General features: G+C 57.4%; 10 protein-coding genes. 7 read left to right on the forward strand and 3 right to left on the reverse strand.

The window, feature by feature from the left end:
• The first annotated feature begins 368 nt into the window (after nucleotides 1–368).
• On the forward strand, nucleotides 369–1,322 hold the full coding sequence (ydgH, locus tag B3797_RS04370; protein WP_311781379.1) for a DUF1471 family protein YdgH: 954 nt from the start codon (nucleotides 369–371) through the stop codon (nucleotides 1,320–1,322).
• Between the two features lie 202 nt (nucleotides 1,323–1,524).
• Nucleotides 1,525–2,916 carry a basic amino acid/polyamine antiporter gene (locus B3797_RS04375; RefSeq protein WP_311790484.1) on the forward strand — a complete coding sequence of 464 codons (1,392 nt, stop codon included), beginning with the start codon at nucleotides 1,525–1,527 and terminating at the stop codon, nucleotides 2,914–2,916.
• Here the strand turns inward: B3797_RS04375 and B3797_RS04380 are convergent.
• Nucleotides 2,913–3,329 (reverse strand): hypothetical protein, encoded by a 417-nt coding sequence (locus tag B3797_RS04380; RefSeq protein WP_120452717.1) that lies wholly within the window; start codon nucleotides 3,327–3,329, stop codon nucleotides 2,913–2,915. The genes B3797_RS04375 and B3797_RS04380 overlap by 4 nt on opposite strands.
• Before the next feature lie 175 nt (nucleotides 3,330–3,504).
• Here B3797_RS04380 and rstA point away from each other — a divergent pair, with 175 nt between their 5' ends.
• The 5 genes from rstA to B3797_RS04405 all read left to right on the forward strand — a co-directional run bounded on the left by rstA (nucleotide 3,505) and on the right by B3797_RS04405 (nucleotide 8,759).
• Nucleotides 3,505–4,242, forward strand: a complete 738-nt coding sequence (rstA, locus tag B3797_RS04385; RefSeq protein ID WP_311781377.1) for a two-component system response regulator RstA — start codon at nucleotides 3,505–3,507, stop codon at nucleotides 4,240–4,242.
• Nucleotides 4,239–5,540 (forward strand): two-component system sensor histidine kinase RstB, encoded by a 1,302-nt coding sequence (gene rstB, locus B3797_RS04390; RefSeq protein ID WP_311790485.1) that lies wholly within the window; start codon nucleotides 4,239–4,241, stop codon nucleotides 5,538–5,540. The genes rstA and rstB overlap by 4 nt, the downstream gene beginning before the upstream one ends.
• Before the next feature lie 20 nt (nucleotides 5,541–5,560).
• Nucleotides 5,561–7,048: a carboxypeptidase M32 gene (locus tag B3797_RS04395; protein ID WP_311790486.1), complete on the forward strand. Its 1,488-nt coding sequence runs from the start codon at nucleotides 5,561–5,563 to the stop codon at nucleotides 7,046–7,048.
• 155 nt (nucleotides 7,049–7,203) lie between these two features.
• Nucleotides 7,204–7,665 (forward strand): acid resistance repetitive basic protein Asr, encoded by a 462-nt coding sequence (asr, locus tag B3797_RS04400; RefSeq protein ID WP_311782231.1) that lies wholly within the window; start codon nucleotides 7,204–7,206, stop codon nucleotides 7,663–7,665.
• 284 nt (nucleotides 7,666–7,949) lie between these two features.
• Complete coding sequence (locus tag B3797_RS04405) at nucleotides 7,950–8,759, forward strand: serine protease (protein ID WP_311790487.1); 810 nt, start codon at nucleotides 7,950–7,952, stop codon at nucleotides 8,757–8,759.
• A gap of 80 nt (nucleotides 8,760–8,839) precedes the next feature.
• Here the strand turns inward: B3797_RS04405 and B3797_RS04410 are convergent, their stop codons facing one another.
• Nucleotides 8,840–9,415, reverse strand: a complete 576-nt coding sequence (locus tag B3797_RS04410) for an Ail/Lom family outer membrane beta-barrel protein (protein WP_311790488.1) — start codon at nucleotides 9,413–9,415, stop codon at nucleotides 8,840–8,842.
• A 228-nt stretch (nucleotides 9,416–9,643) separates the two neighbouring features.
• Nucleotides 9,644–13,363 (reverse strand): ATP-dependent RNA helicase HrpA (hrpA, locus tag B3797_RS04415; RefSeq protein ID WP_311790489.1); only part of this gene is annotated, 3,720 nt, incomplete at its 5' end.

The following is a 13,363-nucleotide window of genomic DNA, read 5'->3' on the forward strand; positions in this document are numbered from 1 at the left end:
ATACAATTATTCAGCGTCATACGAGAAAAGCCGCGCTATGCGACTGCAAATTGAAAAGTTTTAAATATATTCTGCTAAGCAGAATCGAATCATGACGAATTTCTGGTTAGTAAAAACCTTTATTTAACAATGCATTAACTGATTAACCACTAAGCGTTACCATCTTTAGTGATAATCAGTACAAAAACTGGCCTTAGCAAATTTCCATGACGTCATGATGAATTTCACTATCAATTTCCCGAGATTTGTCGCATAAATTGGCTGCGACAGCCTGTTTATAACATGCAATAATCAGCGGCTAATCTGTTATACATCAAGAGTCCAGCACGTTTTCGTACTCATTTTGCGTAAGGCGAAGGATCATTTTTATGAAGCTGAAGAACACCATTCTGGCGTCAACCTTGTTATCACTGCTCGCGGCCAATGCATTCGCCGCGCAGGAACTGACGCCGGAAAAAGCGGCCGAGCTGAAACCATTCGAACGTATTAATATCACTGGCCGCTTTAATGCGATTAACGACGCAGCTGATGCCGTGTCGAAACGTGCGGATGAACTGGGCGCAGCCTCTTATTACATTCAGGGCATCAACGACAGCAACGGCAACAGCGGCAACTGGCGCGTTACGGCTGACCTTTATAAAGCTGACGCGCCGAAAGCCAGCAACGCCACTACCTACCGCGTGATTAACGGCGTTAAAGAGCTGCCGAAAGCGGAAGCTTACCGTCTGGAGCCGTTTGACACCGTGAGCGCTAGCGGCTTCTTCGCCAGCCAGCCGGACGTCAACGACGCCATCAGCAAAGCAGCGAAAAGAAAAGGCGCGGCCTCTTTCTATATCGTGCGCCAGGTCGACGCCAACGACGGCGGCAACCAGTACATCACCGCCTATGTTTATAAAGCTGACGCGAAAGAGCGTAAGGTGCAGAGCCCGAACCTGATCCCGGCCGATTCCGAAGCGGGCAAAGCGGCGCTAGCGGCCGGCGGCGAAGCGGCGAAACGCGTTGAGATCCCAGGCGTCGCCTCGTCAGAAACGCCGAGCAGCAGCGTGGGCCGCTTCTTTGAAACCCAGAGCTCTACCGGCCAGCGCTATACCGTTAAGCTGGCGAACGGCAAGTCGGTTCAGGAAGTAAACGCCATTACCGCTGCGCAGATGCAGCCGTTTGACACCGTTACCTTCACCGGCCACTTCGGCACGCCAACTGAAATCTCTGAAGAAGTGGCGAAACGCGCCGCCGATAAAGGGGCGAAGTACTATCACGTTACCCGCCAGTGGCAGAACCAGAGCGGCGGCAACCTGACCGTCACCGCCGATCTCTTCAAGTAATTTCCTTCAGGGCGGCGCCCGCCGCCCTGCTGTTTGCATTATCCCCTCACAATTTTGCATAACCACGCATTGCCATCCTTTTTCGCACTCCGTAGAATCTGCGCGCTGCTTTTAGGTGAATCCGTCATGTAAAAGCAAAACAGCGCGGTTAAATTCGTCGCTCAGAACATAATCCAGCCACTTATGCTAGCGGGAAGGTATTTTGGAGAAAAAATTAGGTCTCAGCGCGCTTACTGCGCTGGTACTCAGCTCAATGCTGGGCGCAGGCGTGTTCAGTTTGCCGCAGAATATGGCAGCGGTTGCCGGGCCGGCGGCGCTGCTGATCGGCTGGGTCATCACCGGCGTCGGCATTCTGTTTCTGGCGCTGGCCATGCTGCTGCTGACCCGGCTGAAGCCGGAGCTGGATGGCGGTATCTTTACCTATGCGCGCGCCGGTTTCGGCGAACTCCTCGGCTTCTGCTCCGCCTGGGGCTACTGGCTGTGCGCCGTTATCGCCAACGTCTCCTATCTGGTGATCGTCTTCTCCGCGTTGAGTTTCTTTACCGATACGCCCAATCGGGTGGTTTTCGGCGACGGCAATACCTGGCAGGCGATGCTGGGCGCGTCGCTGCTGCTGTGGATGGTGCATTTTCTGGTGCTGCGCGGCGTGCAAACCGCCGCAAGCATCAATCTGCTGGCGACGCTGGGCAAGCTGGTACCGCTGGTGCTGTTTGTGGTGCTGGCGGTAGCGGCGTTTAATTACGACCGGTTCCATTTCGACTTTTCCGGCCTCTCGCTCGGTAAGCCGCTGTGGGAGCAGGTGAAGCAGACCATGCTGATTACCCTGTGGGTGTTTATCGGCGTAGAAGGCGCCGTGGTGGTGTCTGCCCGCGCGCGTCAGAAAAAGGATGTTGGCCGCGCCACCCTGCTGGCGGTGCTGGCGGCGCTGCTGGTCTATCTGCTGGTGACGCTGCTGTCGCTGGGCGTCGTACCGCGCGCCGAGCTGGCGCAGATGCGTAATCCGTCGATGGCGGGACTGATGACGCGTTTGATGGGCCACTGGGGCGATGCGGTGATTGCGGCCGGCCTGATCGTTTCGGTATGCGGCGCCTACCTGAGCTGGACCATTATGGCGGCGGAAGTGCCTTTTATCGCCGCGCAGCAGGGCGCGTTTCCACGCAGCATTGCGCGCCAGAACGATCGCAACGCGCCTGCCGCGTCGCTGTGGCTGACTAACGGCAGCGTGCAGATCTGCCTGATACTGATCGCCCTGACACACGCCGACTACAATACGCTGCTGACCATCGCTTCTGAGATGATACTGGTGCCCTATCTGCTGGTGGGACTTTATCTGGTGAAGCTGACGCGCGGAAAAGCGCAGCCGCTGGCGCTGGCGACTGGCCTCGGCGCCAGCTTTTATGGGCTGTGGCTGCTCTACGCATCCGGGCCGCTGCATCTGCTGCTTTCGGTGGTGCTTTACGCGCCTGGCCTGCTGCTGTTCCTGTTCGCCCGGCGCGGCGGACGTGGCGACGTCTCGCTGTCGCAGCTGGAGCGCGTGGCTATCGGCTTGTTAATGGCGGCGTCGCTGCCCGCTATGTGGCAGCTGATGATTTAGTGCGGCTGACCGGGGATCGCCACACACAGCAGATCGTCGCGCTGTGTGAGGTTGAGCGGTTTGCGGTATTCCTGATGGATAGCATCCAGCTGCTGCTCGGAGAGCGGATAAGGCAGCTGGATATCAAAACGGCTGATGTGCTGCTGTTCTGCCAGGGTGATAAGGCGAGCGATATTGATTTCGTCGCTGACCTGAGTCGAAATGATTTGCAACGCTAATTCTTTCAGATGCTCGTCGCTCGCCTGTACACTGCGGGCCGAGGATTTGCGCGTCACCATGCCAAAAATCGGCATTACGCCATAGATGGCGTCAACGAAGCTCCAGCGTTTTTTGCACGAGGCGGAGAGAAAATCGCTATAGTTTAAGCAGATGCGGTCACTGTATACGGCTGAAGCCAGCTCTTTATCAGACACCCTCTCTCTCCCTCTGTTTTTCATTACGGTTCAGAACCTTGCTTAAACGCAGAGTTAATGATGGCACATTTTGCTGTGCAGATACCAGTAACGCAGGGATATTTCGTGCGGCGGCATAGTGCTCAGGACCGGGAAAAGCTATGCTGCTCGCCAGGCTAATTTGTCGCAGTGGATTATGAATAAAATCGTTTTTGTTGAAGACGAGCCGGAAGTCGGTTCGCTGATTGCGGCCTACCTTGGTCGTCATGATATTGAAGTGATTGTCGAGACGCGCGGCGACCGCGCTGAAGCGGTTATCGCGGCCGAACAGCCGGATCTGGTGATGCTGGATATTATGCTGCCGGGCAAAGATGGTATGACGCTGTGCCGCGATCTGCGTAGCCAGTCGCAACAGTGGCAAGGCCCGATTGTACTGCTCACCTCGCTCGACAGCGACATGAACCATATTCTGGCGCTGGAGATGGGCGCGCAGGACTATATTCTGAAAACCACGCCGCCTGCGGTGCTACTGGCGCGGCTGCGGCTGCATTTGCGTCAGGCGCAGCAGGGACAAAGCGATGAGACGCCCACGCCCGCCGTGGCGCAGAAGCAGAAGCTGCTGCGCTTCGGCTCGCTGACCATCGACGCGCTGAACCGCGAAGTTACGCTCTTTAGCGAGCAAATCGTGCTCTCGACCGCCGATTTCGACCTGCTGTGGGAGCTGGCCAGTCATGCAGGACAGATCCTGAACCGCGACGCGCTGCTGAAAACCCTGCGCGGCGTCAGCTATGACGGCATGGATCGCAGCATCGACGTGGCGATTTCGCGCCTGCGTAAAAAGCTGCACGACAGCGCCACCGAGCCTTTCCGTATTAAAACCATCCGTAATAAAGGCTATCTGTTCGCTCCACAGGCGTGGGATACGCAGGCATGAGAAAGCTGTTTATCCAGTTTTATCTGCTGCTGTTCGTCTGCTTTCTGGTGATGGCGCTGCTGGTGGGTCTGGTTTACAAATTCACCGCCGAACGCGCCGGAAGACAGTCGATGAACGATCTGATGGCGAGTTCGCTCTATCTGATCCGCAGCGAGCTGCGTGAAATCCCGCCGCGCGACTGGAACAAGACGATTAAAAGCCTCGACCTTGGTTTGTCGTTTGACCTGCATATCGAGCCGATGAATAAATATCAGCTCGACGAGCCAGATATGCGTCGCCTGCGCGCCGGTGAAATTGTCGCGCTGGACGATCAGTACACCTTTTTACAGCATATTCCGCGCAGCCATTACGTTCTTTCCGTCGGCCCTATTCCCTATCTTTTTTACCTGCATCAGATGCGGCTGCTGGATATCGCGCTGCTGGTGTTTATCGGCATGTCGCTGGCGCTGCCGGTTTTTATCTGGATGCGGCCGCACTGGAAGGAGATGCAGCGCCTGGAGATTGCGGCGCAGCGTTTTGGCCGGGGCGAACTGGATGTCCGCACCCATTTCGATAACACCTCCAGCCTGTTTCGCTTAGGCATCGCCTTTAACCAGATGGCGGATAACATCAATACGCTGGTGGCGAGCAAAAAGCAGCTGATCGACGGCATCGCCCACGAGCTGCGTACGCCGCTGGTGCGTCTGCGCTATCGGCTGGAGATGAGCGACAATCTTACCGCAGGCGAGTCCGCCGCCATTAACCGCGATATCGGCCAGCTGGAGAGCCTGATTGAGGAGCTGCTCACCTATGCGCGTCTCGATCGGCCGCGCGTCGATCTTAACCTGACCTCGCTCGACCTGGCGCACTGGCTGCGCGAGCATGTTAACGACGTGCGCGCGCTTAATCCGCAAACCCAGATCGATCTCGACCTGCCGCAGCGCGAAAACCACGGCGTGTCCGACACCCGCCTGATGGAGCGCGTCCTGGATAACCTGGTCAATAATGCGCTGCGCTACGCCGGTCACCGGCTGCGCGTCAGCCTGTGGTTCGACGGCGCGCTCGGCTGCTTACAGGTTGAGGATGACGGCCCCGGCATTCCGCTTGAGGAGCGCGAGCGCGTCTTCGAACCTTTTGTCCGTCTCGATCCGAGCCGCGATCGCGCCACCGGCGGCTGTGGTCTGGGACTCGCGATCGTTCACTCCATTGCGCAGGCGCTAGGCGGCCACGTCAGCATTGAAGGCAGCCCGCTGGGCGGCGCCAGCGTTCGCTTTTGCTGGCCGGTTGATCTACCTTTGCGTGAGCTTTCCGCGCGATAAACCCTTACAAGGAGTTTCTGATGCCTACTGCTTACCAACAACTTAGTGCGACTTTTCAGCGCCTTTCCCGCTTCGGCCACCTGATGGCGGTCGCGGGCTGGGATATGCAAACCATGATGCCGACAGGCGGCAGCCAGGCGCGCGGCGAAGCGCTGGCGGAGATGGGCGTGCTGCGTCATGAGATTCTGACCGATCCGCGCGTCGGGGAGCTGATTAAAGAGGCCGAACAGGCCGATCTTAACGACGTCGAGCGCGCCAACCTGCACGAAATGCAGCGCGCGTGGCAGCAGGCGTCGCTTCTGCCCGCCTCACTGGTGGAAGCGAAGTCGCTGGCTGGTTCGCGCTGCGAGCACGCCTGGCGCGAGCAGCGTCCGGCGAACGACTGGCAAGGCTTTGCCACCAACCTGAAAGAGGTGGTGCGCCTGAGCCGTGAAGAGGCGCAGCTGCGCGCAGAGGCGAATGGCACATCGCGCTACGATGCGCTGCTGGATCTCTATGAGCCAGGCATGACAGGCGCAAAACTGGATGCAACCTTCGGCGAGCTGAAAAGCTGGCTGCCCGATCTGCTGCAGCGCGTGGTAGAGAAGCAGGCGCAGGAGAAGATCGATGAGCCGCAAGGCCCCTTCGCTATAGACGCGCAGCGCGAGCTGGGTCTGAATGTGATGGCGACGCTGGGCTTTGATTTCCGCCACGGCCGACTCGACGTCAGCGCACATCCTTTCTGCGGCGGCGTGCCGGAAGATGTGCGTATTACCACGCGCTACAACCAGAATGAGTTCCTCAGCGCACTGATGGGCGTGATCCATGAAACCGGCCATGCGCGTTACGAGCAGGGTCTGCCGCAGCAGTGGCGCAACCAGCCGGTCGGTCAGGCGCGCTCAACGGCGATCCATGAGTCGCAAAGCCTGTTTATGGAGATGCAGCTGGGCCGCAGCCGTGAGTTCCTGCAGCGTATTCTGCCGCAGGTGCGCGAGAAACTGGGCGAGCAGACTGCGCTACAGCCCGACAACTTTGTGCGTCTGGCGCAGCGCGTTAAGCCCGGCTTTATCCGCGTCGATGCCGATGAGCTGAGCTATCCGGCACACGTCATCTTACGTTTCGAGATTGAGCGCGCGCTCATCGAAGGCGAAATTGAGGTCGACGATATTCCTGCGCTGTGGGATGAAAAGATGCAGCAGTCGCTGGGTATCGATACGCGCGGCAACTACCGTGACGGCTGTATGCAGGATATTCACTGGACCGACGGCGCCTTCGGCTACTTCCCGACCTATACGCTGGGCGCTATGTACGCGGCGCAGCTGTTCCAGGCGGTGAAAAAAGCGCTGCCGGACTTAAGCGAGCGCCTTCAGCATGGGGAGCTTCAGCCGGTATTTGACTGGCTGCAGCAAAACATCTGGCAACACGGCAGCCGCTTCCCTACTGAGCAGTTGCTGATCAATGCCACCGGCGAGGCGCTTAATCCGCGCTTTTTCCGTCAGCATCTTGAACAACGCTACCTGAATCGTTAATCTGTGCGGCCTTCTCGGCCGCCTTTTTCCCGCTTTGTACAATCGGTTACACGCCGATACCAAACACCCACGGAAACTCTTCCTCGCATTTTATATAGTCTTTTCACCGGCCCCGCAGTGGGCTACACATGAAAAAAATGTTCGAGGAATTTGCAATGAAAAAATTGTTTGCACTGGTCATCGCCGCTGCTATGGGTCTCTCTTCTGTTGCTTTCGCTGCTGACACCACCGCTGCGCCAGCTGCAGCAGCTCCTGCTGCGACTACCACCACCACTAACGCTGCGCCGGCTGCTAAAACTACGCATAAAGCTGCGCACAAGAAACACAAAGCTGCTCAGAAAGCTCAGGCTGCTAAAAAGCACCACAAAAAAGCTGTGAAAAAAGACGCTGCGCAGAAAGCTCAGGCCGCTAAAAAGCACCACAAAGCTGCCAAAAAAGAAACTGCACAGAAAGCTCAGGCTGCTAAAAAACACCACAAAGTAGCTAAGAAAGCAGCTGCACAGAAAGCTCAGGCTGCTAAAAAGCACCACAAAGCAACCAAAAAAGCTGCTGCTCCGCAGAAAGCCCAGGCTGCTAAAAAGCACCACAAAGCAGTTAAAAAAGCCGCTGCTAAATAATTAAGGTCGCGCACCTGCGCCTTAAGAAGCGTTGAATAATAAAAACACCCGGTTCTGCCGGGTGTTTCGTTACTGGAGTTGCGGAAATGGTGCGTCGCTATCGTTTTGAAATTATTCTGCTGGTGATGATCCTCTGCGGCGTCATCGCGGCCTTCTTCTTTATTTAGTCGTTGTAGCGTGCTGATTATTCCAATAAATCTCCCTTTTTTACCGCTCACCGACTATAGTTATTGCGCATGCGTGATGACAATAACCTCTTTTTAAATCTCGCCATTGAGAGACCTATGCGCCTGGCTATTTTGCTATTGACTGGATTGTTCTGTTTCACCACTCTGGCTCACGCCGATGATGACGACGATGCGCCGAATCCCGATGAAATCAAAATGCTTTTCTTTGGCAAAGATCACCGGAAAGCGATCGGTGACGTCACCGCCGCCCCCTGGGACGCCATCGGCCAGCTGGAAACAGAAAGCGGCAACCTCTGTACCGCCACGCTGATTTCCGCTCATCTCGCGCTGACGGCGGGACACTGCTTACTGACGCCGCCGGGCAAATTCGATAAGCCGGTCGCGCTGCGCTTTATGGCCAGCGCCCGCGGCTGGCGTTATGAACTTCATGATATCGACGCGCGCGTCGAGCCGGCGCTGGCGCGCAAGCTGAAAGCTGACGGCGAGGGCTGGATAGTCCCGACCGACGCCGCGCCTTTCGATTACGGCCTGGTTATTCTGCGCAACCCGCCTTCCGCAATTACGCCGATCCCGCTGTTTGACGGATCGCGCAGCGATCTGACCGCCGCCCTAAAAGAGGCGAGCCGAAAAGTGACGCAGGCGGGCTATCCGGAAGATCACCTGGATACGCTCTACTCACACAGTGACTGCCTGATTACCGGCTGGGCGCAGCGCGCCGTACTCTCTCACCAGTGTGATACGCTGCCGGGTGACAGCGGCTCGCCGCTGCTGCTGAAAAACAATAATGGCTGGCAGTTAATTGCGGTGCAAAGCTCGGCGCCAGCGGCAAAAGATCGCTATCTGGCCGATAACCGCGCTATCGCCGTTACCTCATTCCGCGACCGGCTGGAAGCGCTGGCGCAATAACATCCGCGCGGCGGCAGAATGCAAAAAGGCGCAGCTGAATTATCAGCCGCGCCTTTTTTAATGGGGAACGCCGGGTATATTTAGAAGCTGTAGCCCAGGTTCACATTGAAGCCGTTAATCGACATGTTTTTATCAGCAACGTCGAGACGCGATCCCTCATAGCCGATATCTATCGCCAGGTTCTCGACCGGATTAATTTGCACGCCAGCGCCATACATCAGAGACGTTTTATTCTCTTTGAGCCTGGTTTCGCCCATATAAACATAGCGTCCTTCATAGTTATACCAGCCTTCGCGATAGTCGACTTTATTATAATTTACGCCGAGCAAACCGTAGAGGCTGATATATTGACTGAAGCGCCAGGCTGGCCCAACGGAGAGCGAGTAATATTTCACTTTCGCATGGCTATCAAATCTATCCATAGAGTCGATGTCGGGCGTGTAGCTTCCGCTGCCGCTCATCCAGGTAAGCGAGCCAATAAGGCTCAGCGGTGAGTCCCATTCATAGCGGTATTTAAGGTTTATCCCGTTAATATCCTTGAAATCCTGGACCTTACTTTGCGCATACCCAAGAGTGACCGTATGTTTATCGGCATAGGCATTAACGTTTGCTCCCAGAGCGAGCATAACAAGGCTGACAAAAACAGACTTTTTCATAACCATCGTCCTTAATTGAATAAAATAATCTGGCGCCCCTTTCGCGCCGCGCTGATTCTATCGAAAAAAAACGGCGATGGCCTTACTGACGTCTAAAATTTTGCACCTGTTTTAGGGATAGCTGTAAAGAAGAGTTGAGCGACAGCGCTATAACCTTTGCTTCGCCAGTTTTATCCGCATAAAAAAGCCGCAGCGTCTCCGCTGCGGCTTCCTGCGATGCGACGGCGGTTATGCCGCGTACTGCTCCATCGTTTGCAGGATACGCTTGTCAGAAACGGGATAAGGGGTGCCGAGCTGCTGCGCGAAGTAGCTGATGCGCAGCTCCTCAATCATCCAGCGAACCTCCCTTACCTCGTCATCATCCTGACGCTGCGGCGGCAGTTTATTGCGCCACGCCTGCCAGGCCTGCTCCACTGCCTGTACCTTCATCATGCGCGCGCGGTCGCTGTGCGGATCGGCAGGCAGTTTTTCCAGACGACGCTCAATGCCATGCAGGTAGCGCAGCGTGTCGCCCAGGCGTTTCCAGCCGTTGCCGGTAACGAAGCCGCGATAGACGAGGCCGCTCATCTGCGCCTTGATATCTGACAGCGCCAGCGCCATCGTCATATCAACGCGCCCTTTCAGCCGCTTGTTGATGTTGAACACCGCCGTCAGGATCTGCTCAACCTGTTTCGCAATCTCTACCACCGTATCGTTTAGCTCGGCACGTACCTTCTCGCGCAGCTGCTCGAAGTTTTCCTGCTGCCAGGCCGGGCCGCCCGCTTCCGCCATCAGCTTGTCAACGCCGCAGGCGATGCAGTCGTCAATCAGCTCCAGCACTTTGCCGTATGGGTTGAAGTAGAGTCCCAGCTTGGCTTTATTCGGCAGCTTTTCATGCAGGTATTTTATCGGCGAAGGGATATTCAGCAGCAGCAGACGACGCTGGCCGCGCCACATCATTTTCTGCTGTTCCTGCTCGCTGTCGAACAGGCGTATCGCCACGCTATCCTTCTCATCGACCAGGGCTGGCCAGGCCTTGACCTGATAGCCGCCGCGCTTCTGCTCATAGCTGCGCGGCAGATCGCCAAAGCTCCAGATATGCAGGCCGTTCTGCTCCAGCCCGTCATCCGCCACTTTTGACAGCGTCTCCTGCACTTTCTCCTTGAGTTCGGCTTTCAGCGCGCTGAGATCTTTACCCTCTTTCAGCTTGCGGTTGTGTTCGTCTACCACGCGGAAGGTCATTTTCAGGTGATCGGGCACCTGATCCCACTGCCAGTTTTCCCGCTCCAGCGTCACGCCGGTCATACGGCGAAACTCTTTCGCCAGCGCGTCGAGCAGCGGCATCTCCATCGCTGTAACGCGCCCCAGGAAGGCGTCAGCGTAATTGGGCGCGGGCACCAGATTACGGCGCAGCGGCTTCGGCAGCGACTTGATCAGCGCAATAATCAGCTCGCGGCGCACGCCGGGGATCTGCCACTCGAAGCCCTGATCCTCAACCTGGTTAAGCAGCGGCAGCGGAATATGCACCGTCACACCGTCAGCATCCGCGCCCGGCTCGAACTGATAGCTGAGCTTCAGCTTGAGGTTGCCCTGATGCCAGAAGTTGGGGTAGTCGAGCTGGCTGACCTTCTCCGCGCCCTCTTTGATCAGCATCTGTTTGTCGAAGCTGAGCAAATCAGGGTTATCGCGGCTTGCCAGCTTCCACCAGCTGTCGAAATGTTTCGCCGACACCACGTCCTGGCCGACGCGCTGGTCATAAAAGCTGAACAGCGTCTCATCATCTACCAGAATGTCGCGACGACGTGATTTGTGCTCAAGGTCTTCGACCTCGCTGCGCAGTTTCTGGTTGTTGCGGAAAAAGGCGTGGCGCGTCTGCCAGTCGCCTTCCACCAGCGCATGACGGATAAAAAGCTCGCGGCTCAGCGCGGGATCGATACGCCCGTAGTTCACCTTGCGCGCGGCCACAATCGGCAGGCCGTACAGCGTGACTTTCTCCTGCGCCATCACCGCGCCCTGGCCTTTTTCCCAGTGCGGCTCGCTGTAGCTGCGCTTGATCAGATGCTGCGCCAGCGGCTCGATCCACTCTGGATCGATACGCGCCGCGATCCGGCCCCACAGGCGGCTGGTTTCCACCAGCTCGGCGACCATGGTCCATTTCGGCGGCTTTTTGAACAGCCCTGAGCCGGGGAAAATGGCGAAACGCGCGTTGCGCGCGCCGGTAAACTCCTGCTTCTCGGCGTCTTTCATGCCGATATGCGACAGCAGGCCGGTCAGCAGCGCGCAGTGTACCTCGCGGAAGCCTGCCGGTTCGCTGTTGACCGGAATGCCCAGTTCACGCACCACCTGACGCAGCTGGGTATAGATATCCTGCCATTCGCGCACGCGCAGATAGTTCAGGAAATCCCCTTTGCACTGGCGGCGGAACTGGTTGCCCGACAGCGCTTTCTGCTGTTCGCCCAGGTAGTTCCAGAGGTTGACGAAGGCGAGAAAGTCCGACTCTTTGTCAGCGAAACGACGATGTTTTTCATCGGCGGCCTGCTGTTTCTCTACCGGGCGCTCGCGCGGATCCTGAATCGACAGCGCCGACGCGATAATCATCACCTCGCGCACGCAGCCGAAGCGCTGCGCCTCCAGCACCATGCGCGCCAGACGCGGATCAACCGGCAGCTGCGCCAGCTGACGGCCAGAGCCGGTCAGCTTGTAGTGGCCGGTCTCGTCGTTGAGCGTTAACGCGCCAAGCTCTTCCAGCAGGCGGACGCCGTCCTGAATATTGCGCTTGTCGGGCGCTTCGACAAAGGGAAACGCGGCGATATCGCCCAGCCCCAGCGCCGTCATCTGCAGAATAACCGACGCCAGGTTGGTGCGCAGGATCTCCGGATCGGTAAAGGCCGGACGGCTGAGGAAGTCATCCTCGGAATAGAGACGGATACAGATACCGTCCGATACGCGGCCGCAGCGTCCTTTACGCTGGTTGGCCGACGCCTGTGAAATCGGCTCGATCGGCAGACGCTGCACCTTGGTGCGATAGCTGTAGCGGCTAATGCGCGCAGTGCCGGGATCGATAACATATTTAATGCCCGGTACGGTGAGCGACGTTTCCGCCACGTTGGTCGCCAGCACGATGCGGCGTCCGCTGTGCGACTGGAAAACCCGGTTCTGCTCGGCGTTCGACAGGCGCGCATAGAGCGGCAGAATTTCCGTATGCGGCAGATTGCGCTTTGCCAGCGCGTCGGCAGTGTCGCGAATTTCGCGCTCGCCGCTCAGAAAGATCAGAATATCGCCGCGCCCTTCGTCGCTCAGCTCGTCGACCGCGTCGAAGATCGCCTGCAGCTGGTCACGCTCGCTGTCGTCCGCCTCCTCTACCACCGGCCGGTAACGCACCTCGACCGGGAAAGTACGGCCCGAGACTTCAATAACGGGCGCGTTATGGAAGTGGCGCGAAAAGCGCTGCGGATCGATGGTCGCCGAGGTAATGATGATTTTCAGATCGGGACGGCGCGGCAGCAGCTCGCGCAGATAGCCGAGCAGGAAATCGATGTTCAGGCTGCGTTCGTGCGCCTCATCGATAATGATGGTGTCATACTGCAACAGCAGGCGATCCTGCTGAATTTCAGCCAGCAAAATACCGTCGGTCATCAGCTTCACCTGGGTGGTTTCGCTGACCTGATCGTTAAAGCGCACCTTATAGCCGATGCAGCCGCCGAGCGACGTTTCCAGCTCGTCGGCGATGCGGTTGGCGACGGTGCGCGCCGCCAGACGACGCGGCTGGGTATGACCGATCAGTCCTTTCACGCCGCGTCCCAGCGCCAGGCAAATTTTCGGCAGCTGGGTGGTTTTACCCGAGCCGGTTTCGCCCGCGACGATCACCACCTGATGATCGCGGATCGCTTCGGCGATCTGCTGCTGCTTCTGGCTAACGGGCAGATTATCGGGAAAGGTAATTTTTGGCGTCGCAGCGGCACGCGCGGG

The sequence above is a fragment of the Pantoea sp. UBA5923 genome (genome assembly GCF_002431095.1).
Lineage (GTDB): Bacteria > Pseudomonadota > Gammaproteobacteria > Enterobacterales > Enterobacteriaceae > Pantoea > Pantoea piersonii.